Genomic DNA, 25815 nt, shown 5'->3' on the forward strand with positions numbered 1-25815 from the left:
GATTAAATGACTGTGAAATCAAGACTCAATTACACGAAATCTTATAGTCTATGATGTGTTATACTCCCCCCTACAATCCGTCTTGGTTTTTACAAAACGGTCTGATGATGACTGTATACACCGCTTTGTGGGGAAAAGGTTACTGGGAAAGTACTACTCTATTACCAGAACCGTCTTATCACGAAAAAATCTTTGTTGGTGCCCAAGGTGTGCCAATTTTTGGCTTGGTTGCCATCCCGGAAAATGCTCATAGCACGATTATCGGGACTTATGGCATTACTGGAGAGCTAGAGACGGAATGGTTTTTGAGGGTACTAGGGCGTAAAGCCTACGCTCAAGGATACGCGATTGTGTTATTTGATTGGCGTGCCCACGGTAAAACTGCCGAATTGTCCCCGACTCTAACTTCTGATGGTTTGTATGAGGGGGAAGATTTTGTTCGCATCGCTGCTGCTGCTAAGGCAATGGGATGTCCGAGTAAATTTTGGTTTACAGGGTATTCTTTAGGAGGGCAATTGGCGTTATGGGCGGTGAAGGTTGCTGGTGAGGTGATTAGGGAGTATGAAGATTTAGGATTAGAAGATAGCGATATTGGCGGTAGTATGGTAATTTGTCCGAGTTTAGATTCACAGCGATCGCTATCTTATCTAGTTACAAAGCCCTTTGGCAGATATTTGGAAGCGGGGATTGCACAGAATTTAAAAAAACTGGCATGGCGGATACATGATGCTCATCCTGGAAGTATTGACCCAGCAGCGATTGAACGGGCGAATAGTATTTGGGGTTTTGATAATGAACTGGTAATTAAGCGACTGGGTTTTCCATCTGTGGAAGCATATTACCAAGCTAGTAGTGCTTTACAAATATTGCCGCAAATCTCAAAACCGACTTTGATTTTATATGCTGCCGATGACCCACTTTTTGACCCAAGTATCATACCGGAATTAGAACAAGCGTGCGATCGCAATTCCGTAATAGATTTGTTCCTGACTCAGTACGGCGGCCATGTTGGTTATTTGAGCAGTAAAGAGTGCCAGCGTCAAGTCAAGGATTCCGATCCTTGGTGGGCATGGAATCGGGTTTTAGAATGGTTGGAACAAAACCGAACAAGGTAGTAAGCGAGACGATATTCTAGCTACCTGGATACTCGACAGATGGAGTTGTATTGTTTAAAAGTCCAAAATAGAGAGGATGGCATTGACTAAGAAGCTACCACAATATTATTGGTAAACCAGCAATGACAGAAGCAATACCTGTCCAGAGAGTAAAGCGCTCAATATCTACTTCATCCAAAGCAATGCTCATTTGCCTAATTGCTAATAGCAGCGCTGCCAGTAGCAGTATAAAGAAGGCAAAGTACTCCAAATTAATAATCATTCATCCTCACTATGCTTTACAGAAAAGTAGTTCTAATACTTTATTAACAAGCTTTGGCAAAGTTTTTTTGTTGTAGATTTAACACTTTCCGAGAAAAACTATTTACTAGTAAAGATATATCTACTTCAGGATACTTGCAGATATTGGTCTTAGAGGTTGTTTGAAAAGTGGTTAGCTGTGATTTTAAGTACTCGTTGATCCCCCCTAGCCCCCCTTAAAAAGGGGGGAATTAGAATCAAAGTCCCCCTTGAAAAGGGGGATTTAGGGGGATCTAAAACTTTTTGCTACTAACAAAAGGACTTTTCAAACAGCCTTTTAGTTCCTTTGAGTAATACCGTAATAGCTAATGTTGTAGCCAAAATAAAATTTGCGATTCTCTCTCAAGAGTTATAAAGTACTCTCTTAGGGTATTTAAGATGAAGTTGAGAAGCATACATCTAGAGCAATAAATCACAATATTTAGTTGGCAAAAGCAATTACGGCTACCTGTAGTTATGTTTACAGCTAGACTTAACATCTAACAACACCTCTGGCAGATTCTAGGAAAAACAGGTGCAGTTGTATATAGTAGTGCTAAAGCTCAAACCAGATCCACCAATAATAATCGTCGTAATTAAACAAAGTACTAGAGTACAACTCCCTTGATTTTTTGACTCAATGATTGCTCCTAATGATATTTGGCTAACTGCACCGACAGATTTAACTTTGCGACTAGATGAGATTCATGTCTGGCGTATAGACCTTGACCAACCAGAAGTACAGCTGCAAAATTTAGCAGCGACTCTTTGCAGTGACGAAATGGCTCGTGCTGAACGGTTCTATTTTCAAGAACATCGACAGCGTTTCATCGCTGGTCGTGGTATTCTCCGAACTATATTAGGTCGCTATTTGGGTATCCAGCCCCTACAAGTGCAGTTTAATTATCAACACCGTGGCAAACCAGTATTAGCAGATACATTTGCCGATAGTGGACTGGCGTTTAACTTGTCTCATTCCCAAGGGTTGGGTTTGTGTGCGGTGAATTGTACTAGAGAAATTGGTGTAGACCTAGAATATATTCGCCCGATGTCTGATCTGGAAGCTCTTGCCAAACGGTTCTTTTTACCGAGAGAATATGAGATGTTGCGATCGCTATCTGCAAACCAACAGCAAGAGGCATTTTTCCGTTACTGGACTTGTAAGGAAGCTTATTTAAAAGCAACTGGAGACGGACTAGCTCAGTTGGAGCAAATTGAAGTATCGTTGACTCCCACACAACCAGCTAAGTTACGGATAACTGAAGACTGGAGTCTTTTTGAACTAGTACCTGCTAACAATTATGTTGCAGCTGTTGCTGTAGAGAATTTTGACTGGGATTTGAAGTGCTGGCAGTACTGATGTTGACTAAGCTCATCTCCTGGGTGAAACAAGAGAAATTTTGCGAACAAATGACAAATGACAAATGACAAATGACAACCTGCTTACTTATCTTCCTGCATACTTCTAACAATTTTTGTTACGAGCTTTCTGGGTACAAATCTGACACTTTTTGCAAGTAGTTTATTCATAAACCCAGGAATCGCAATAGTTTTGCCCTTCATTAAGGCGCGAAAACCAATTTCGGCTACTGTTTGTGCATCCATCATCCTCTTACCCTTGAGCAACTTAGAGTCAGCCATTCCGGTTCTTTCATGAAAGGCAGATGCGGTTGAGCCTGGGCAAAGAACTGTCACAGTGACACCTGTACCTTCTAATTCATTAGCGATCGCTTCAGAAAAAGATAAGATATAAGCTTTAGTAGCAAAATAAACCGCCATCAAAGGCCCTGGTTGAAAAGCAGCAGCTGAGGCAACGTTTAATATTTTACCTTCACCTTGCTTTACCATGTGCTTTACAAATAGCTTGGTTAAATGGGTGAGGCACACCAAATTTACTTGTAGCATTTCCAATTCAGTAGCTAGGTCTGTTTCGTGAAATAATCCATAGATACCAAATCCAGCATTATTGACTAGCACATCAACATTAATATCGGCGAGTTGCAACTCCGTGAAAATTTCTTCAGGAGCTGTTGATATAGATAAATCCTTAACAATAGTTTTGGCAAAATTTCCGAATTCTTCTTGAAATTTAGCTGCAATTTCTACAAGCTTTAACCCGTTTCTGTCTATTAAGACCAGATTGTAATCATGAGCAGCAAAAATACATGCTAATTCGTAGCCAATACCACCGGCTGCTCCAGTAATAAGAGCAGTTTTTTTGCTCTGAGTTTGATGTGTTGTGTTCATGTAAGAATATTGGTGAATTCAACTTAATGAAGCTGCGTTGCATTTACAGTGGTTATCGTTCTACAATTAAGTACGCGTAATATCTCAATCGACAAGAAATGTCTTGAGTTATTACCCTTTCAAATGCTTGTGTGATGGGTTTGATAGATGTAGCAGTCCAAACGTAAATTTAGGACTTATACATCGAATAAGTGGAGCATTAAAGAAGTTCGGTTATTTCAAACTACTAGCGCTGGCTTTTGATTACTGACAACAGCCAGCAGGTAAAATCAAACTTTTATGCCCAACACTAACCATTCTATCCTCAATTGCTTCTGTCAAGGGGTGAATCCTAAAAATTTACATGATTGAGCATAAAAAAACAGGGCAATTATATTGCCGCTGTTAGTGTATGAGTTGTTGCTGGCATCTGAAATATTGGCTATTCAGTAGTAGTGAGTTTTAAAAAACATGGACTAAATAAAATTATTTTGTAAGGTGTGTTACAGCTTCCGTAACGCACTGTCCCGAAAATATCTGGGACGGTGCATTACTTTCTTAACACATCCTACGCAATTTGTGAATTACTAAGCGATATTTAAGAAACCGGTTTGAATCAAGTAGGCGGTGTAAGTCATAAACAATTGAGAGTCAATTGGAGGACAAACAATAGAACTACCTGCTAGTGCATGGAGAGTATCTTGGCAGCTAATATGAGGTCTTCTAGCTTGTAAGTACAAATCAGGAATAGTCAGTTGTTCATCAGACCAGCGTTCCAGTAAAAAGGGTCGCAGAGTGTACAAAGGATTGTCAGCAGAAGTCACATTATTGATTAACTCTGATTGCCATTGTTGATATGGAATCATCTCAACTGAATAACCAAAAGAGCGTATCCACTCAACTAGCATTTTTAAAGCGGCGGGTTGGGGATGTTGTAAATTGAAAGCCTTACCTATAGATTCTTTTTGCCGTGATAGATAAACAATCGCTTTACTTACATAATCCACAGGAGACATATCTAACATATAATCTACATCAGGGAAACTTCCCATTTGTAGACAGCCTTTTGTCATCAAATTGATAAAGTCATGTGTGTTACAAATGCCTGTTTTGCTATCACCAGAAATCAGTGGTGGTCTATGGATAGTTACAGGAAGTCCACGGTCACGAGCAATTTTAACTAACTTTTCAGCTACCCATTTAGTTTGTGAGTAACCAAGATAAATACCTTCCCAATGATTGAATTCATCCTGTTCTTTAACAACCTTGCCAGCATAAGCAGTGGATTCAAAAACAGCAACACTAGAAATGTAATGTACAGGCTTGACTTTAACTTGACAAGCCAATCTCAAAACTTCTTGAGTGCCTAAAACATTGGCTGCTTTTAGTGCGGAGTATGGAAAAACATAATTCAACAAAGCAGCACTATGATATATAGTATCAATATTGCCAGCTAAAATTTGAAACTGTTCCGAACCAATACCTAACAATGGTTGAGATAAATCGCCGACAATAGGAATAATTCTGGAGTTAAAATCTTCCTGCCAAATTGCATACTGTTGCAGATTATTTTGGAGTTTGCTTTTGCCTTCTTCGGCATTAGCAGCACGCACTAAGCAATAGATATCCGCATTGGTTTCTTGTAGCAATTCCCGGATGATAAAAGCTCCTAAAAAGCCGGTTCCTCCAGTTAAAAAGATGTTCTTGGGTTCGCCTACAAGCACATTAGATGCAGCACCGGGATGGATGGTAGGGTCAAGAACAGCCTCGGCACTTAAATCTAGAATTGAGGGTGCAGCGTTGGCATTAGAAGCTGTCATCCCTGTATCTTGAACTGGTGAACCATCTTGCACTTCTTCAGCTAAACGCTGTGAAAGAGCTTCAATATTTGGGTAATGCCACAGGAGTAATGGAGATGGTTGAAATCCAAGCAACTTTTCTAAGTTACTTACTAGAATCATTGCTTGGGCTGAATCCAAACCATAGTTTTCTAAATGTTCTTTGACATCTATTTCATCAGTTGCTACCCCTAGCAACTTAGCTAAGTTAGATACCAAAAATATTTGAATATCGTCTGCGGTGAAAGACTGTTTTATAGTCATTTTTAAATCTCCAACAATGATGTAGAACGAACAGGGTGATACTGACTGTAATAATCGGAAGCTTGCAGTCCTTGAATTTTCAAATTTTGGACACGGTACAAAAAGGCTGCACCAGTCATAATTTGATTAGCAACATCAACTACCTGACGATTATTTGGTTCAGACAGATAAGAACCGCGTACCCAGTCATTGAAACCGCCCATTGCCGGGCCACACCAAATTTGATAATCGACTTCTCTACCTTTTTCACCAGAACTAGACCAGCGAGAAGATAATCCTAGATACCAACGGAAAATCAACGCCATTTTCAGTTTAGGATTATTGACTGCTTTACCCAGTTTTTCAGGATTCTTTTGGGACAAATAAGCCGCAGTTCCTTCCCATACTTCGGCAATAGTTTTGCGAAAAACTTGTTTTTCTAATTTCTCTCTTTCTGCTAAAGGGATCTCTTCAATGGAATCATAAGCGCGATAGAGTTCAAATAATTTCTGCGCTCGCATGGGGAACATTGTACCCCGTTTGAGAACTTGTAATTTGACTCCCATTTCAAACATATCTGCTGCTGGGGCCATAATCATATCAGCCATTTCTGCTTGGGCTAATAACTTTTTGGTATGTTCACAAGCCCCAGATTCAACGCATGACTGATTAATGGAACCGGTCATTACATAAGCAGCGCCCATCATGAAAGCTGCTAATGCTGATTGTGGTGTTCCAATTCCCCCTGCTACACCAATTCTAATTGGTGTTTGGTAATGATATTGTGCTTGAATTTCATCTCGCAAGGCAATAATAGAAGGCAGCAAACAAACCAGGGGACGGTTATCTGTATGACCTCCAGAATCAGCCTCGACGGTAATATCATCAGCCATTGGAACTTTGGCTGCAAGGGTTGCTTGTAACTCAGTAATTAACCCTTGTTCCAGGAGTTCTTTGAGAATTCTGGCTGGTGCTGGTTGCAAAAATTTAGTCGCAACTTCTCGGCGAGAAATTTTGGCAATGACTTTATTTTTGATTTCAATTTGATTGGCGTTATTCAATCCCAATCCAGCAACACGGTAATAAACAATGTTGGGGGTCAAGTCGAGAAATGCAGATGCTTCTACTGTTCTCACTTGATATTTGAGGTATAAATCCACAGCCCGGCGTTCAATCGCAGGTTCATTGGGACTGTGAATTAAATTAAATGCGTAAGGCCCTTGAGGTAAAGCTTGTTGAATGCGATTTATGGCTGCTTCCAAACGGTCTGGAGTTAAACCACCTGCACCAAAAGAACTCAAAATTTGCTCTTTTCCAAGTGCAATGACCATTTCTTCAGAAGCAATTCCGCCAGCCATTGCGCCGGTAACGTAGGCATATTTCACTCCATAAGAGGAGAGAAAATTGGGATCTCCAAATTGTTGAATGCGGATTGGGGCTGCAAATGTTAGCAGTTCTACTTGTGCTGTTGTGCCATTATCACCGGAGCATAAGTAACCCTCATTTGTGACACCGATTTTTCCGGCAACTTTCACGATGTAGCAGGGTTTATTTAATACCATCAATTTATCTTTGATGGTTTGTTTCTCGAAAGATACAGTTTCTAAAGAACCTTTCCAAACCTGGTTTTTGTTATAAGACCAGGTGGAGAAGTTAAGGCCATTATCGTGTTTACTTAGTACCGTATCTACGGTTGTCACGGCAGTTATCCCTCGGATTACAAGCAATGGATGATAAAGTTGAAGGGTGAAAGGTATAAACTCTTGGAAAAAGTTTCAATACGGTTCGGTTAACTTGTTTATTGCTTGAAGATCCCCCCAACCCCCCTTAAAAAGGGGGGCTATTGTCCTCCTTTACTTCCTTTAAGGGGCTATTTTCCTTCTTTACCCCCTTAAAAAGGGGGTCGCCGTAGGCGGGGGGATCTTATCCGAACCGTATTGACAGGAGTATACATTTGGAATTATCAGGATTCGTCGTTAAGCAAGTTTTGGGCGCAAGCTAGTTGCAATTGAATTATTTCGCTCATTTGCTGACTGTAATCTTGTCTAGCTTGTAAGAAGGCAGTATGTGCTTTAGTTATCTTTGAATTATTAGCATTGAGCTTTTGATACTGAGTTTTATTTAAATCGAACATGCTGATGATGCTACTAATTTTTTGAGTGATGACAGGTGGGGAAGAAAGAGGAATGTGCTGTCTAATTGCGCTTGACTCAGAAGATTGTAATTGTTCTCTCGGTTCAAAAACGTTATCAATGATATTTTTCGGTTTTACTTCTTCTAGCTGAGGCAAGATGTTAGGGGAGTAGTTTTCTTCTTGAGTTATTTGATTGGAAGTGTTAAGATAATCTGTGATTTCAGATTGTTGGAGATTAGGTATATTTGGATGCTGTTTTTTGAAACGTTCGCTCCTAAGATCCCCAGCGAAATGTTCAACAAGTTTACGATTTTCTTCGCTCAAAATTGTAGCTGCGATCGCTTTTCCACCCAAGGTAACTGTTCTCAATGTTGCTTTATTTGAATTAGCGCTTTCTTGGGCTTTACTGTACAACGGTGATAAATCTACGTTCACCTGATGACTGAGTAGTTTTGCTAATGCTTTGACCATTGAAGCATGGTCATCCATCCCTCTACGATTTAGAGAAACTGTGATATGTTCTTTGTTGCCGAGAATTTTATCAATCCATCGTGAACAGACACTACCAGCGCCCGCTTCTAAAAATATTCTGACTCCATCACCGTAGACACGATTAACTAGTTGGGGAAAATCAAGTTCTTGGCACAATCCTTTGGCGATATTGTGAGCAATTGCATCACTTTCAAGTGCAACTGGTTGATAATCGGCGGCAGAATAAAAGACAATACCAGGAAGATTTTGGGATGGTAAGGTGTTTACCTTCTTGATTTCCTCGTACTGCGATCGCATCGCTTCACAATGTATCACATGGTCGAAGGGAGCGGGGAAAGAATTGCAACCTAAAGTTGTAATCACTCGCTTACAGGCGGCGTCTTCACCAGCGATTAATACTTCTTCTGGTGTGTTGATTTGAGTTAAGTAGACACGATTCTCATGTTTCAGGCATTCTCTAACTTGAGATGGAGTAGCCATGAGAACATAGGTATTCCAAAAATTGTTGTTTGGTGAATCTGTTAATCCCCAATATTCACGCACAGCATTTTTCGGCCCAGATAACTTATCACCAAATAGAGGTGATGAGTTTAAGGTGTTACTTCCGCCCTCAAAATCACTCCAAACTCCTTGGGCAACCATCATACTAGTTTCACCCAAGCTATACCCAAAAACGCATTGCGGCTTGACTTGAAAATCATCTCGGAAAATTGCCGTCATGTATCTAGCAAAGGCGATTTCACTTTCAAACATTGCCAGTGAATCATCTAACAATTGCTTTTCGAGAGTTTCTAGTTGCCTAGTTGTCAATTTAGGTAAGCTTCTGGGATAAACCAGCTTTTCAACATCGGCAGCCCGGTTGTAGAGATTGTTACTTTTTAAATCCTCGAAGACTTTAGGAAATAAACGAAAAACAGTCCGACCAATGCCGATATAAGAATTAACTGCTGCGGGGTAAACGTAAGCAACTGCTCCGGTTTTACCCAATGGTTTCGCTGTGAAATAACTTCCTATTGGTGTTTGCCAATCTGTACCGTTATCAAAGGCATTATTTACACCTTTGCGTGCAGATTCAATTTCTTTGAGTAGTTCTTTTGTGTTACGTCCTGTGATTGATAAGACGTATTTTGCATCAGATTGCTGCTCAAAGGTAGCGAATGTTTGGCTGGCGGTAGCTGATAAAGAAGAACTAGCTTCGATAGATTTTTGGAGATGGTTAAGGATATCGGGTATAGTGGAGCGATCGCTAACTGCGATGGGAAACAGATGAAAAGGCATTTGCTGCAAATATCTGTTATCACGCTCCTCTTGGCTGGGTTCCTCCGATAAGATTAAATGGGCGTAACTGCCATCTATACCTATGCTATTAATTGCTGCTATTCTGCGTGTGCCGCCTTTATCGACAAACCAAGGTCTTGATTCCATTGCCACATAGAAGGGGCTACCTTCCCATACTTGCGGTGTTTTGACACCAGACCATTTGGGTGTGGCGGGAATATACCTGTAATAAAGACATAAAGCGGTTTTGATTAAGCTAGCAATTCCCGATGCTGTATAGGTGTGGCCGATATTAGCTTTGACGCTGCCCAATGCACAGTGCAGACCATTGCCCACTTTCGGATAAGCTTGGAGCAAACCTGTGATTTCGGCTTCATCCTCCTGGGGAATGCCACTACCGAAGACTTCCACATAGTTAACTTCTGTGGGTTGAATATCTGCCATCTGGAAAGCTTGTTTGCAGACATTGTTGATAGCTGAGGCATCAGGTTTTACCAAAGCGTTACCCAAAGTAGAATTACCTTGTGCAAAACTCATGGCATCAATTACTGCATAGATGCGTTCATTATCTTCTTTAGCAGCTTCGTAGCGCTTGAGGACGACAGCACCCGCACCTTCGCCAACCGTCCAGCCATTGGCTTGTTGGTCATAACCCAACGTATTGACACCCGTATTAATTGGGGCAAATTGGTTGCGGAACAAGACATTTTCCACACCGCCTGCTAAATCTACGGCACCAACAACCACCGCATCTACTTCTCCCGTAGCAAGTAGCATTTGGGCAACTTCCAAGGCTTTGAGGGCAGAATTTTCGCCAGCGCTGATGGTGAATGCAGGGCCAGTGAAATTCCACAAAGCAGAAATCCGACTCGCCATAATGTTGGCGATGTGACTCACATATTCGCCGATTTCTACTGGTTGGTGAATGCTATCTTTGACAATGGTTTCTAGTTGGGAAAGCTGTTCAGCAGGTAGAGAAATTCCTTGGTTGAGTAAACCGTCCTTAACTTGCCAAGAGAGATTCCATCTTTGCTGTAGCTGATGTACGGAAAATTCTGTCTCAGCAGCGACAATAACCGCAACATTACCACCCTCCTGTAGTTTCGCATCTTTTAGGGCGCGATCGCTAACCTTGAGGAGCAATAATTGTTGTGGGTTTAACTTTTCGATTTCATTCGGTGGGATTTTGCACGATAAAGTATCAATTTCAAAATCTTTAATGTATGCCCCTACTGGTGCTTTCCCGTCTGTTAAACCGTACTCTTTAAGTACGTTTTCTTGATTTTCTATCCCATGCCATCTTTGAGGTGGTAGGGAAGTAAAATGCTGTGTTCCATCATAAATGCTACGTTCAAAAGCATCTAAACCATTGCAGTTACCAAAAAAGGCATCCATGCCAACAATGGCGACTTTGGTAGGTGGAACAGGTGGAGTTGATTCAACTGATTGTGTTGTATTTCCTTGTTCTAAAATCAGATGAGAATTAGTGCCGCCAAAACCAAAAGCGCTAATAGCTGCCCGTTTGATTGGTGCGTTATTATTAGGCCATGCTGTAGCTGTTCTAACAATTTTATCGGCAGAAATTGTACTTTTTTCTGAAGTTAAAGGTTCCGAAACATTCATGGTTGCTGGAATTACACCATGAGACATACTCAAAATCACCTTAGTCAAGCCAACCATGCCAGCAGCAGTTAGCAAGTGACCAGTATTTGCCTTAGCAGAACCCACCAGAGGTGCAGCTTGATTTTGACCAAAGAATGTTTCTATGGAATTAAATTCGGTTGTATCTCCTAGTAATGTGCCAGTGGCGTGACACTCTAAATAATCGATAGTTTTAGGACTAATTTTTGCTTCATTATAAGCTCGCTCAAAAGCTAAAATTTGACCTTTAGGATTAGGACTAAGTAGGTGCTTACCTTTGCCATCATTTGAGAGTCCATTACCGCAGATAGTGGCGAGAATATTATTACCATCTCTAACGGCATCAGAATATCTCTTCAGCATTACCATCCCAACACCATCGGCGGGAATTAACCCTCTAGAAGATTTATCTAAGGGGCGACTGATGCCGTTTTCTGCATACCCTTGAACACCGGAAAATAACATCCGCACGAATAAGGAATCTGCACAACTGATGGCTCCAGCTAACATGACATCAGCTTTGTGTGACCATAAGTAATGAGATGCTAGTTTAATCGCATAAAATGATGATGAACAAGCAGCATCCAGACATAAATTAATCTGGGATAGAGATAGTGCTTGAGCAACGATAGATGCTGGTAACCCAGATATCATCGCATTGTATAAAGATGCTTTAGTTGCACTTGGGACAGCTAAATCAAAGTCTTCATACTGCAAAAGTTCTCTGACAGCAGGGTTAATAGCTTGCTGGTAAATTGGAGAGAATAACTGATTAGATAATTTTGTTGGGAATGACAAATTACCTAAAATTACGCCACATTTTGCCAGGACATTTTGATTACTCCAATAACCACTTTGTACTATTGCTTGTTTAGCGGCATACAATGACCATTTGAAAGTATTATCTAAACCAGCAACAAATTCTGATGGTAGATTGTATTCAGATGGATTAAATTGAAAGTTGCGGATGTATCCGCCTTTGAGGGAATAGGTTTTGTCTGGTGTACCTTTGACTGGATTGTGAAAGATTGTTGGATCTACTCCGATTTCTTCGACGGTTGCAGAGGATGTGGAATCTTTTTGATTAACGATGTTCTGCCAGTATTCTTCAGGATTTTTAGCATCGGGGAATAGGCATGATAATGCGATAATGGCTATTTTTTCCACGATTTATATGCTCCGAGTTTGGGTATTTAGCAAGAGATAATTAAAAGGCAGGATTTACGCTGTTCCCCAAACTTGAAAGTGCAAACCTCTCTCCAAACCTCTCCCCTTTTAGGGGAGAGGCTTTGAATTCTCCCCCTTCCCTTGTAGGGAAGCAGGGTGGTTTCATACGAAAAAAGAAAAATACATAAGTCTTGATTTCTCGTTTTGTGACATAGCTTTTTACCCCACTTCCATTCCTCTCCCCGAAGCGGAGAGAGGCTTTGAAACCCAGTTTTAGTTTTTCTGTGGTTGTATGAAACCACCCTGCCCTTCCCTTGTAGGGAAGGGGGCTGGGGGGTTAGGTTTCGCGTTAGCTTTTCCACATGACGTGAAAAGTCAAGGAAGATTGCTAGCTTCTGAGCATTTTCATTGACCAAATAATGGCATGAGCGCCGAGCATTCGTGAGTATATTTTTCCTTGGCGATCGTGTATGATAAAGTTTGCGATCGCACTACTTGGTGTCTTAGATATCACTTCACAAGAAACGTAAAAAGTTTCGTTATGTGGTATAATCGCAAATTGTTCAAATTTTTCGACTTTTCCAGGTAAGCAACCTTCTTGATGAAAGTGTTGTGTCCAAACCCATAAGGCGTGCATACTCAAGTCTGTTGTATAAGGATTGACCCATTGCACGGGGAATTGTCCTTGTTGCTGGGGGCTGAGTTCTGGCCAAAGACATTCTGTAGTAATTTTTTCAGGGCTGATGTTTAAGACTCTTTTGATTTCTTGAAAACCGGGGCCGTGAAATAATGTAGCCCCACCATTTTGGTAAAAAGCTTTTCCTGTAGCGGTGATGATATTATCTTCTTCGAGATTGAGAGATTCATAAGTGGGTGCAGATGGGATTTCTCGCTGGAGATTGAGTTGAGCGCTAAAATGAAAATGGATTCTCCCTTCTGGGTTTTTACTCGAAATTTTTGCTTTAAGTTCGATTTTTTCAAGATTAACTTTAGAGATTTCTTCTATTTCTAAAAGATGTTCCTTCGCTAATGTTTCATTGAAAGTAATCCCCTTCAAAACTTTGAAGTCTTTGTAATTAAACAACCGATAACCGGGATATAATTGTTCACAAGCATTGATAATCCAAGTCATTGCACAAGTTGCTGGTAAAACTGGAGAACCAGCAATAGTATGATCGTGTAAAAATGGATTAGCCTCTAATGTCATTTGGCGACGAATACGATAAGTTCGTAGTTCTGAATCTAACTCCGCCGCTAGGGGAACCAGTGGACTACCAATCACAACTTGTGAGGTTGCATGATTGGTATGACCCATTTCTTTAACGAGCATTTGCGCTCCAACTGCAATGGGAATTATATCAATTTTTCGCTCTTGAAAAATCTTCTTTAATTCTGCTGTCACCATCCCACTGTCCCAAGCGCCCCAGTTGATAGCGACTACATGACATGAGGGATAACTTTGCTTAAATATATGGGCTGATTTGTTCAGAATTTCATTAGCGATCGCATAATCAGATTGTCCAGGATTTCCGTAAAAGCCTGTTACTGAAGAAAACAAAACTAAATGCTGAAGTTGATTAGGGTTGACGCAAGCCAGCAGGTTTTCTAAACCTTGAACTTTAGCGGTGTAAACTTTTTCAAAATCTTGTTCTGTTTTCTTTTCAATTAACTTATCAGCTAAGTTTCCAGCGCCGTGGATGATTCCTGTAATTGGGCCCTGATGTTGTACAGCAGTGGCAAGTTTTTCTTGTAAAGCTTGTGTATCTGTGACATCGACGCTGATATATTCGGCTTTAGCTCCTGTTTTTTCAATTGCTGCTAGGGTCTTTTTAATCTCGCGGCTGGAGGTAATTTTGTTATATATTTTTTGTACATTCATGGGTGTGGGCTTCTCTCCTTGAGAAAGAAGATTTTCCATGATGCATTTTTTCAATGCTGATTCATCAGAATTTTGAGCATAATCTGGCTCGGTTTCTAATAGTTCAGAGCGACCGAGGAGGATGAATTTGCAGGGTTGCTGTTGGGCTAATCTGATAGTACACTCAGCCGTAATCCCTTTTGCACCGCCGCTCACAACAAAGACTGATGATGGACTAAGCTGGGCTGTTTGTGTCATAAATCCTCTGATATTAATTCGTAATTCCTAATTAGGGACTGACAAATAAAAAAATACTCAACTACTTATTGTGGGGTGGGCGTCTCGCCCGCCCTTATATATGGGCGGGCAAGATGCCCACCCCACAAGATTGGGTAATTTATTTGTTGAAAGTCCCTTAAAAGATGCTCTAGAAAGCTGGTTACAAGTTGTTTCCTATCTTTTTCTCTGTGTCCTGTCCTCTGCGGTTTTTTTTAAACGAACCACAGAGACGCAGAGAGCGCAGAGGGAGGAGATTAATCGGCGATAATGGTGACTCGTCCTTGTGAGCTGTAGCCAACTTCACTTATATAAAGGTTGGGGTCGTGAAGTTCGGCGATGATGTTTTGTACTGATTGTTTGGCGTCAAGTCTGGGGCTTAGGTCGATCGCACGAGTGAAAACTTTTGGCCATTCCCATCTGAGGGTTTTGGTTAATCCGAATAGTCCAGCGCCGATCGCACCGAAGTTGACTTTGTACTCTAAGCCGAAGGCTCCATCAAGATGAGCAACTGTGCAGAAACAACTACGTCCATGACGTGCGGCTTCGTTTAGGGAGGGTTTGAGGTGTTTCGCCATCAAAAATACGTGCTTGACGATCGCCTTTTCTGATTCGTTATAGGAAATACTCCCGGTGTGATTTCCTACAAACATCGGATGTAGATGGATGAAGGCCCCAATCGTTCCGCAGTGAGATGCGATCGCTTGCAATTGTTGTTGGAGATGTTCTTCACTTAAGTTTGCTAAGGTGACGCGGGTTACTCCTGTGGGTAAGGGCGCTTGTTGAGCGATGAGCGATTGGGGGAAGCTGATAACTACTACTTTCCAGCCTTTCTCGATTAGGGATTCAGCTAATTTATAAGTGGTGAGGGAACCATCATCGGTGATTAAACCAATGTGTCCCTTTGGTAATGTGAAATCCAAATAATCGGGCTGTGCTAGGGTTCTGAGTTTGACGGGATGGCGCTGGATATTATGCTCTAATTCCGGTGGCTGCTGTTGGACAAACTCAGGTTCAGACTTTTTTTTTTCACCTCCAGCCAACTGCTGTAGGTAATCGACTATTTGACCGATGGTGCGGAGGTCTCCGAGTTCTTCGATATTTGGCTTGGGTAAGTTGGGGTACATTTCTTGCATCGCCCCTAAGATTTCTACCCGTTTGATGGAGTCAATCCCCAAGTCGGCTTCCATGTCCATTTCCAGTTCCAGCATCTCTACTGGATAGCCAGTTTTATCGCTGGTGATGGCTAACAGGGTTTGACCTAATTCTGCAAATTCATCACCCTCCGGGTTCGCCAGTCCCTCTTTGTTGGAGCAACAAGACCGGGCTGGCTCACTTGTAGCGGGTTCTGGTTCTGGGGTGAATGCGACAACTACGCTTGGTTCAGGTGCAGTGACTACCTCAACTACAGGTGCAGCCTCTACTGAAATCTCGGTTGCTTGTTGTACTTCGTGAACTGCAATTTCTACAGTAATACTTTTGGAAGCGTGGGATTGCAGATACTCTACAACTTGACCGATGGTGCGTTTTTCTGAGAGTTCTTCTAAATTGGGCTTGGGTAGGTTAGGGTACATTTCCTGTAGCGCCCCTAAGATTTCCACCCGTTTGATGGAGTCAATTCCTAAATCAGCCTCCATGTCCATGTCCATTTCCAGCATCTCGACTGGGTAGCCGGTCTTGTCGCTGGTGATGGCTAAGAGGTTTTTATCCAAGTCAACAATATCGATGGTTGCGCCAGATACAGGTGCAGCAGTTGTGGGTGCTGGTTCTGGGGTGAATGCAACAACTTCGTTGACTGGGGGTGAGCTAATTTTGACTACAACCTCGGCTTGGGGTTCTACTACTGGGACAGGTGGCGCGACTACAGGCTCTATCTCGACAGTGGGGAAGTGGGGAGTGGGAAGTAGAGACGCGATTGATCGCGTCTCTGTTGATCGCGTCTCTGTTGATCGCGTCTCTGTTGATCGCGTCTCTGTTGATCGCGTCTCTGGGGATACAGGAGTTTCAACTACAGGCTCTACAGCAGGCGGGAGAGGTTCTTGGATAAGATTTAAGCCGTTTGGCTCAGTTACAGGCAAAGGCTGGCTTTCTACTATCTTGGTAGTAGCAGGTACTGGTGCATCACTAACAGTTGTTTCTGTGCTGAACTGAGTGAAATTGCTTAGTTTCTCTGTTAGTTGGGTTGCTCCATCACCAGAGATGATTTGAGAATACTCTTGCTGTATGAGTTGGAAAAAGTTTTTAGTATATTCCAACTGTTCTTGAAGATATTGTTCATGGATGCGTAGGGTTTCACCTTGTTGGGAGTGAAACTGCATCATGCTGCGCTCTAAGCTTTCCATGACAACTAGCTTCATTTTGGCAGTTTCGGCTGTTGATTTACTTTCACTCAACAAGGAATTCTGCTGCTGCATCAGTTGGAAAAACGCTTTAGCGTATTCCATTTGATGGTTGAGATAAGTACCGTGAACTTGTAAATTCTCGGCTTGATTTTCCTGGAACTGTGTCAGGAGATATTCTAAACTTTCTAAAAGTTGTTGGTAATTTGTAAGTTTTTCTGGCGTTGGTTGCATCTTAGATTCCTGGGCTGGTTGTGAAAGGGTCACAGGATTCATTTGTTGCTCTGGTTGGGTGATGACACCGTTCATTGTTGCGGTGGATTTTTTATGTCCGTTAGTCTCGATCGCTGCGAGAGTTGGAGTTACACCTGGGCTGCTAAATAAAGGAACCGCATCAGAATATTCGGGGGTGGGTAATGTGACTTTATGCCCATCCTGCAAAGCTAGAGCGAAGGCATTTTTCGTTTTTTCGGATCTGTAGTTTATCCCGTTTAAACGGACATTTAATGTCTTCTTCGTCTCAATTGGGGGTATAGTTTGGGGAAGTTGGTAAGGATCGAGGTTATTCAAAGCCAGACCAATCACCCGCAACTGCACAACTGCTTCTCGCAAAGAGCGATCGCTATTCTTTTGAGTGCTGGGGTTCAAAGATACGGTGATATGAGGGCGATCGCCAAGGATATCTTTGACTAAGTTGGTGAGAATTCTTCTCGGCCCAAATTCCACAAAGCAAGTACCACCCGCCGCATAGATATTTTCAATTTCCTGTTTAAACAGCACTGAATTGGAAAGGTGCGTTTCCAGAATCTTTTGAATACCTTGGGGTTCCTTGGGATACTGCTTACTGGTAACGTTGCTGTAGACAGGGATTTTGGGACTTTGGAATTTGACAGACTTGGTGGCGATCGCAAATGATTTCTGAGCAAAGGCAATTAGCGGTGTATGGAAAGCTGCTGAAACAGGTAACAATACAGCTGTATATCCTTTCTCGTGTAAAGCGTCTTTGACTCTCGCTATTTCTGCGGTAGGCCCAGCCAAGACAAATTGAGTTGGAGAATTTTGATTAGCGATCGCAACTTGCGGAAAATGTCTCAGCACTGCTTCCACTTTGCTGATGTCTTCTTTGACAGCCAACATACTACCCGCATCATGATCCGGGTCTTCGGGAGCCGCCATTGCTTGACCTCTAGCTTTCACTAAGAACAAGTAATCTTCTGTACTCAAAACCCCCGCAGCCCATAGCGCTGTCAGTTCACCAAAGCTGTGACCGGCAACAAAATCTGACTTGAACCCAGCTTGTTGCAATATGCTGTACATCCCTGCACTCAACACCCCGATAGCTGGTTGAGCATATTCTGTGCGTTGTAAGGCAGCAATTTGGACATTTTTTTCTGCCTCTCCAAACACAGGATGAGGAAAAACGATTTCTGACAACGGCTGCAAATTATCTTTGAGCAACAGGCTATCCATATAACCATGAAGACGGCGCATCAAAGGAAAATTCATTACCAGTTCGCGTCCCATCTCCAAGTATTGCGAACCTTGACCAGAAAATAGAGAGACAACTTTTCCGCCCAACTCCATACCAGAGGAGCGATAATAAATCCCTTGGGGATGCTCCCAAGATGCTGCTGTTCCTTTATGTTTCAGCCAGTCAATGCTAGTTTGCAACAACTTGCAAGCTTCTTCCAGATTCTCAGCTACAAATCCAAATCTAGCAGCAGAGAGGGGAATTTGTGGCGATTTGCACTCATTGACTAATTGTGCGTAATGTGTATGTGCATCTGGCGATACTCCTGCGGAGTCACTTCGTGAACGCAACTTACCTAAAATCTCTTCCGATTTGCTCAACAATTGGTCTACTGTAGGAGCAAACAACAGCACTTCACTAGCATCACTGTGCAAACGGTAAGCGTGGTTTTGGTCGGCTTCATATTCTTCCAAAACGACGTGATAGTTGGTTCCGCCAAATCCAAAGGAACTTACACCTGCGCGTCTTGGTGCTTCTCCTTCTGGACGAATCCAAGGTCTGGTTTCGGTATTTAGATAAAATGCCGAATTTTTAATGTTGAGTTTGGGGTTCGGCTCGGTGATGTTAATTGTGGGCGGTAATACTTTGTGATGTAAAGCCAAAGCAGTTTTAATCAAACTCGCCGCACCCGCAGCCGCTTTTGTGTGTCCGATTTGTGATTTCACACTACCCAAAGCGATGTGCTGCTTTTTGTCATCATGTACATCAAAGAAGTCTTTTAAAGAACCGAATTCTGTCGGATCTCCAGCCATTGTGCCGGTGCCATGTGCTTCCATCAAACCAACAGTAGCGGGAGAGAAACCGGCATCTTCATAAGCACGTTCTAAGGCTTTAACTTGACCTTCTTTGCGAGGAGCATAAATGCTCTTGTAACGCCCATCGCTGGAAGTACCAATACCTTTAATTACGGCATAGATTTTATCGTTGTCCCGTTCCGCATCTTCTAACCGTTTAAGGACAATCATCCCGATACCTTCACCCAGCATCATCCCATCAGATTTAGCATCGAAAGGTTTGACACTCTCACTAGGAGAAACAGCCGGTGTTTTGCTGAATGAGATGTAAGCCATGATGGTGTTGTCGGTATCAACGCCACCAGTTAGCATCATGTCAGAACGATGCTCAACTAGCTCACTAATTGCCATTTTTAAAGCACCGAAGGAACTAGCGCAAGCGGCATCAACTACACAATTCATTCCGCCAAAATTTAGGCGATTGGCAATTCTACCCGCGACTACGTTAGCTAACATTCCAGGGAAAGCGTTCTCATCCCATTTCACATAAGCGCTTTTAATTTTATCAACGATTTTTTGCGTATCCTCATCGGATAAACCACTGCTTTTGAGCGCTTTTTCCCAAATCGGATATTCCAACCTGGCAGAAAGTGGCATTCCTAATTGCTTGGCCATAGCCACGCCTAAGATTACCCCAACCATCTCGCGGTTAAACTCACGTTTTTCGCCATAACCTGCATCTTCCATCGCTTCTTTCGCAACTACTAAACTTAATAGTTGCGATACATCTGTGACTTCCAAAATGCTGGGTGGTATGCCGAATTCCATCGGGTTAAAATCTACCTCTGGAAGAAACCCACCTCTTTTACAGTAGGTTTTATCTTCAGGAGTTCTGGGATTGGGATCGTAATAATCTTCGACGCTCCAGTGAGTGGAAGGAACATCAGTAATACAGTCAATTTTGTTTACTATATTTTGCCAGTATTCCCGCAAATTTCTGGCTTGAGGCAATAGAGAAGCCATCCCAACAATGGCTATAGGATTGTGTTGTAATTGTCTGTTAATTTTGTTGATTGACACTGATTTATCTAACTTATCTGACTTCATTTTTTTTTCCTCTATAGACCTCATCACAGCCTTTTCACAATTATTGATAAGGCTTTCTAACTCCGCTAAGGCAGTATCAATCGAATAAGCAGACATAGGGCATAGTTAGTACTGTGGATTGTGTAGCTACAGTAATTCTGTTGCCTACTAATTAATGAAAAACTCTCGTTTTGTAAGCAGTTAGCTATCTTATCTTTGCTAAATGCTTGTCTCCAAATCAACACCACACGATACATACTGCCGGGGTAAAGCCTTATGTTTCTAGGCGACTTTGGCACACTGCGTAGGCGTAGCCCGTCGTAGACATCGCGAAAAAATGTTATCCAACGCTAGACTCTTGATATTGTGGCAATAGGTCGATGACGTTGTTAAAACTGGTAAAATAGTCTTGGAGTGTAATAGCTGCTTGACCAGTGAATTCAATCCATTTGTAATAGTAGGGATTTTGAGCAATGGTATCCCACTGGAACAATAAAAACTGAAGAGTAGCTAAGGAAACAGAAACGCTTTTTTTGCCTGAACCCGTTTGATTATCTAGCCTAACCACAGCAACATAGCTGTTATTAATGACAACGTTCTGTATCTTGAGCAATGTCATAGCCAGTTTCAACGTCCAGGATAATATATTTTATGGGATTTGACCCAGTAAAGTTGACAAGTTCGTTACAGAAAAGACACCACCTTTAATCCGAGATAATGCAAATTTAAAAGTAACTAAATGATCATAAGCTGATGCATAAGCAGTTATATTTAGTTATTTTTAATTTTAAAATTACAATTAAATAACTAGTTTGCTTAACTGCTTTTAAGCATTGAATTAATAAAAACAATAACACACTTTACATAAACTAAATCATTCCTTTAAAGTTATTTTATAAAGAAGCCTCCACTATTACTTATGTCAATTTTGAATAAAATTCCGCATCCCAGTATAATTTATGACAATATAAATGTGTGAGATATTTTGTTATCTACGGGTTAGCCAAAAATTTGTACTGGATTAAGTTAACAATGCAAATCTGTTGTCTAGTAAGTAACAATTCCATGAATACATAGATAAATTGAATAACCATAAGTATGTTTTCTCAGAGAAACATCATAATTGAATCAAAGTTTTGGGTTATTTTTCAATATAAGTCAAGTTAAGACGCAAAGCAGTTATTTATAAAGCAAATGTTAATTTTTAGTATGTTGCTTGGTAAACATAATTATGATTACATCCTTTAAAAGGGCGTTTATAAAGCACAGCTACACAGGTAACAGTCAAAGTGTCGCGCTGATTGACATCCCGCCCAGAACTTAAGTTCTGCTTTTCATAGTTAAAATCCACTCAAGTGGACTGAAATTTTCCCTTTCATCAAAGATAGGCATGTACATACAATACGGTTCGGTTAAGCCCAAAAAATGAAAATGTGTAGGTTGGGGAGCCACTGCGTTGGGCGGGTTTCCCGACTTGAAGCATGTGGCGTTTGAGGAACGAAACCCAACATATTGTGGGGTTTGTTGGGTAACACGAATGTTCAACCCAACCTACAAATATTCTTAACCGAACCGTATTGGGCATGTACATAAGACCTCTTGCATAAATCAAAAATAAAGAACCCCACCCCGCATTTGAGTAAAGCAAACGCTCCCCTCCTGCTTGCGGGGAAGGGGTGGCGTGTTAAGGACTTTTGCAAGAGGTCTATAGCTTCAAATTTTGTATTTAGTCTAGGACGAATGGCAAAAACCCTCTCAAACTCTCATTCCTCCGTGACGCGCCAGTTGCTTCTCCCTACAGCCCTTCTCAAGACAGGAGACGCTGTTCGCGTTCGGGCATCCTACGGCAGGCGCTAGCCTCTCACGAATGGGATTCGGGGAGACGCGCAAGGGACAAGTCTCTTAACCGCAAGGGCGCACTGGCTTCTGTGCGCCGCGCCAGTTGCTTCAAGTCTCTTAACCGCAAGGGCGCACTGGCTTCTCTGTGGTAGCCGGACGGCTTGCCCTCCGGCTTGGTGCAGTCGCTCATGGGGGAAACCCCCAGACGCTCGCGGACTCGCTCATAGCGTTGCCATGCCGTTCGCGCAGCGTCTCGAAGAGAAGGCTTTACGCTGCGCTATGCGCGGCATCGTCTCCCCTTGGGAGAAGACCGCGCTGCTTCACCGCTTTGCGTCTACGTTTTCCGTTACTCGTGCGTAAGTCCTATAGTCCTCTTGAGAGGACTTTAGCTATTAGCCTTGGAATTTATTCCAAGACGGGATGGTAACGAAGCAGAAGATTTATAAGTATGTTGGTAATCACAAGAGGCCAAATCCCTTGTTAAAGGTAAACAAACTTCCGCCACAGTGGACTCGTGTATTTTTAGATATGCGTTGACGTAACGCACCAAATGTATCGCTTCATGCCTTTAATTACTATGAGCAAAGCTGATAATAATGTCTTATAATACACAACCTTAATAAGAATAATCTGTTAGTAATATCAAATCTGCTTAATCACCAACTATCTTTTGGTATTCAATTAGCAGACGAGGGGTTAGTAATGAGCAAATTTATTCAGTCTCTAACCTGACTGTGATGAAATATTTTAGTGAGAGAATCAGGACTTATGCAAAGCTAATCGATTGACAAAATTCAATTTTTGTGCTATTGTTAATAACAAGTTTATCCCAACTTTGAGATCATTTTTATTAGCGCTTCGTTGTTCTTGAAAGTTAAGTTTTCTGGTTAGCGCTATTGTATTTTACGCTACTGGATTAGATGTAAAATTAGGATATAACTTAGGAAGCTTTGAAGTAACACCACCATTAATTTTCACGCCACAATAGTGAGTTTGGGCGGCAAAAGCGTACAACAATTCATATAAAACCAATTTAGACCCATCCACTTGATTAAGGTAGAAACCTTAGAGGAAAAGCCCTCTTGGTAATTTGCGGATGAGTCTATATCTAATCGACTAAATATAACCAGGCTATCCCCTAGAAAACAGAATTGGAATGAAAATATGGCAGTAAATAAAGAAAGCCGATTATTCACAAAACCCGTAGGGCGATCGCAAGTAATTTTAGCAGCTTCTCTCACTTTAGCGGCCGGATTAATAGCTTTTTATAGTTTGATACCGTTTTGGTCTAAACCTAAAGTTGTGACACCACAAGCGAATCCTCCAAAAGCTGTCGCTCCTGCAAAACTTGCTGTGACAGCCTTGGGGCGTTTGGAACCAGAAGGCGAAGTTACTTCTTTGACTGCTCCCGCTTCCAATAACGGAGTGCGAGTAGAAAGACTGTTGGTAAAAGAAGGAGATACGGTTAAAGCACGACAAGTACTAGCGTATCTAGAAAACTATGGTCGTTCTAGAACCGCATTGCAACAAGCTTTAGACCAACTGCAAGTTGCCAAAGCTAAACTAGCGCAGGTTAAATCTGGAGCGAAAACCGGAGATATTGAAGCTCAAAAGGCAGCGATCGCCGGTTTAGAGCCACAATATAAAGGAGACGTTGCTACACAACAGGCGACAATCGACCGTATCCAGGCTGAAGTAGACAATGCTCAAGCCGAGAATAATCGCTATCAGCAATTATATAGACAAGGTGCGATCGCGGCTTCTGTAGCAGATACCAAAGCATTGCAACTAAAGACTACACAACAGCAGTTAACAGAAGCTCAAGCCACTCTCAAACGGACTCAAGACACATTCCAGGAACAACGCAAGCAAGCACAAGCCCAACTCACCAGTATTAGCGAAGTGCGTAGTGTAGATGTTCAAGTCGCACAAACCGAAGTCAACAGTGCAACAACTTCTGTTCAACAAGCAAAAGCCGACTTGGATTTAAGTTACATCAAATCTCCCATAAATGGCAAAATTTTGAAAATTCACGCCAAAACCGGAGAAGTAATCAGCAGCAGCAGAGGATTTGCTGAGATAGGTAAGACATCTCAAATGTATGTGATTGCAGAGGTGTATCAAACCGATGTTCAAAAAGTGCGTGTAGGACAAAAAGCCACAATTACCAGCACTGCATTTACTGGAACAATAAAAGGAACTGTAAAAGAGATTGGTTGGCAAGTTGACAAGCAAAACATCTTTAGCCTCAACCCTGGCTCAGATACAGACCGCAGAATAATTGAAGTGAAAATCTCCATCGATAGTCCCGCAGATAGTGAAAAGGTTGCTCGTTTCACCAACTTACAGGTAGATGTAGCCATTCATATTTAGTCAATTGAGCATTGGGCATGGGGCATTAGTTATTAGCCATTCACAAATGACAAATGACAAATGACAAATGACAAATAACAAATAAATCCATGAATTTCAAAATTCCTTTAGGATGGCTACAGCTAGCCCAGCAAAAAGTTCGTTTACTAGTAGCTGTAGCTGGGATTGGTTTTATTGTACTGCTAATGTTTGTGCAACTTGGTTTTCAAGATGCCCTCTATTCAAGTGCAACCGCAGTGCATCAGAATCTCAAAGGAGATTTATTTTTAGTTAGTTCTCAATATAAATCTTTGACCTCAAATCAAAGTTTTTCGCGGACTCGTTTGTACCAATCTCTGGGGTTTGATGGCGTAGAGTCAGTTAGCCCCATGTATTTGCAATTTGCCAAACTGAAAAATCCGGCAACCGGTGAGAAATATTCAATATACGTTATTGGTTTCGATCCCGGTAGACCTGTGATGAACATCCCAGAAATTGAGAAAAATTTAGATAAACTCAAAATTCCCGATGTCATGCTTTTTGACCGGAGTTCTCGCCCAGAGTTTGGCCCAATAGCTACAAAATTTGATGCGGGAGATACTACACAGACAATTGAAATATTTCCCTTCAATTCATTAATTGGCTATAGAGTCAGAATTGGTGGCTTATTCAGCTTGGGGCCTTCCTTTGGGGTAGACGGTAATTTACTTGTCAGTGACTCAACTTTCTTGAGGATAAATCCCAATACTCGTCCGGCAGATATGATAGATATCGGTTTGATTTCCCTCAAACCTGGTACTAATGCAGAAGCAGTACTGAAAAATTTGCAATCAACTTTGCCTAATGATGTGCAAGTTTTTACACGTCAAGGCTTTATTGAGTTTGAGAAAAAATATTGGGCTGTCAGAACACCCATTGGTTTTATTCTTAACTTGATGTTGACAATGGCTGCGGTTGTCGGTGTAGTAATTGTTTATCAAATTCTTTACAGCAATATTGCTACGCAGTTCGTTGCTTACGCCACTTTAAAAGCCATAGGTTATGCCAACAAATATTTATTAAATGTGGTATTTCAGCAAGCTTTGATTTTGGCAATTTTAGGTTATATTCCAGGATTTATTACTTCTGTTTTGTTATATAACTTTGCAGCCGAAGCAACTAAATTACCAATATTTATGACCATTAATAATGCACTCATTGTATTAATTTCAACAGTTTTGATGTGTATAGCATCAGGAGCGCTTGCTATCAACAAACTCCGCTCCGCAGACCCAGGAGATATTTTCTAGCTATTCCTCGCAGCAAAATAATCAAATTATTTTGCCTTGATATAGGCTCATAAGTAAGCATTAGTGCAGACTCTCCACAGAAAAATTGCTCTTTATAC

General features: G+C 41.6%; 12 protein-coding genes. 4 read left to right on the plus strand and 8 right to left on the minus strand.

What is annotated here, in order from left to right:
* Nucleotides 1–50 precede the first annotated feature (50 nt).
* The gene (locus tag LC653_RS23110; protein WP_229497069.1) at nt 51–1115 is read left to right on the plus strand and encodes a YheT family hydrolase; all 1065 of its coding nucleotides are present in this window, start codon (nt 51–53) and stop codon (nt 1113–1115) included.
* Nucleotides 1116–1209: 94 nt separating this feature from the next.
* Here the strand turns inward: LC653_RS23110 and LC653_RS23115 are convergent, their stop codons facing one another.
* A complete protein-coding gene (locus LC653_RS23115; RefSeq protein WP_229497070.1) occupies nt 1210–1377 on the minus strand; it encodes a hypothetical protein in 168 nt (55 codons plus the stop codon).
* 657 nt (nt 1378–2034) lie between these two features.
* On the opposite strand from LC653_RS23115, the gene hetI reads away from it, so the two are divergent.
* Nucleotides 2035–2754: a 4'-phosphopantetheinyl transferase HetI gene (gene hetI, locus LC653_RS23120; protein WP_229497071.1), complete on the plus strand. Its 720-nt coding sequence runs from the start codon at nt 2035–2037 to the stop codon at nt 2752–2754.
* A gap of 83 nt (nt 2755–2837) precedes the next feature.
* Here hetI and LC653_RS23125 read toward each other — a convergent pair whose 3' ends face one another.
* From LC653_RS23125 to LC653_RS23155, 7 genes are all read right to left on the minus strand, one after another.
* Complete coding sequence (locus LC653_RS23125; RefSeq protein ID WP_229497072.1) at nt 2838–3641, minus strand: SDR family NAD(P)-dependent oxidoreductase; 804 nt, start codon at nt 3639–3641, stop codon at nt 2838–2840.
* A gap of 566 nt (nt 3642–4207) precedes the next feature.
* Nucleotides 4208–5722 (minus strand): thioester reductase domain-containing protein, encoded by a 1515-nt coding sequence (locus tag LC653_RS23130; RefSeq protein ID WP_229497073.1) that lies wholly within the window; start codon nt 5720–5722, stop codon nt 4208–4210.
* Nucleotides 5723–5724: 2 nt separating this feature from the next.
* Complete coding sequence (locus LC653_RS23135) at nt 5725–7401, minus strand: PfaD family polyunsaturated fatty acid/polyketide biosynthesis protein (RefSeq protein WP_229497074.1); 1677 nt, start codon at nt 7399–7401, stop codon at nt 5725–5727.
* A 263-nt stretch (nt 7402–7664) separates the two neighbouring features.
* A complete protein-coding gene (locus tag LC653_RS23140) occupies nt 7665–12413 on the minus strand; it encodes a PfaB family protein (protein WP_229497075.1) in 4749 nt (1582 codons plus the stop codon).
* Between the two features lie 388 nt (nt 12414–12801).
* Nucleotides 12802–14529, minus strand: a complete 1728-nt coding sequence (locus tag LC653_RS23145) for an SDR family NAD(P)-dependent oxidoreductase (protein ID WP_229497076.1) — start codon at nt 14527–14529, stop codon at nt 12802–12804.
* A gap of 275 nt (nt 14530–14804) precedes the next feature.
* Nucleotides 14805–20354 (minus strand): type I polyketide synthase, encoded by a 5550-nt coding sequence (locus tag LC653_RS23150; protein WP_229497077.1) that lies wholly within the window; start codon nt 20352–20354, stop codon nt 14805–14807.
* Nucleotides 20355–20577: 223 nt separating this feature from the next.
* Nucleotides 20578–20856 carry a hypothetical protein gene (locus LC653_RS23155; protein ID WP_229497078.1) on the minus strand — a complete coding sequence of 93 codons (279 nt, stop codon included), beginning with the start codon at nt 20854–20856 and terminating at the stop codon, nt 20578–20580.
* A 2384-nt stretch (nt 20857–23240) separates the two neighbouring features.
* Between LC653_RS23155 and LC653_RS23160 the strand changes: the two genes are divergently transcribed.
* Together LC653_RS23160 and devC are read left to right on the plus strand one after the other, a co-directional pair.
* Nucleotides 23241–24449 carry an ABC exporter membrane fusion protein gene (locus LC653_RS23160; protein WP_229497079.1) on the plus strand — a complete coding sequence of 403 codons (1209 nt, stop codon included), beginning with the start codon at nt 23241–23243 and terminating at the stop codon, nt 24447–24449.
* An 89-nt stretch (nt 24450–24538) separates the two neighbouring features.
* The gene (gene devC, locus LC653_RS23165; protein ID WP_229497080.1) at nt 24539–25717 is read left to right on the plus strand and encodes an ABC transporter permease DevC; all 1179 of its coding nucleotides are present in this window, start codon (nt 24539–24541) and stop codon (nt 25715–25717) included.
* The last annotated feature ends 98 nt before the right edge of the window (nt 25718–25815 follow it).

It is taken from the genome of Nostoc mirabile CHAB5784 (assembly GCF_020829645.1).
GTDB lineage: Bacteria > Cyanobacteriota > Cyanobacteriia > Cyanobacteriales > Nostocaceae > Nostoc > Nostoc mirabile.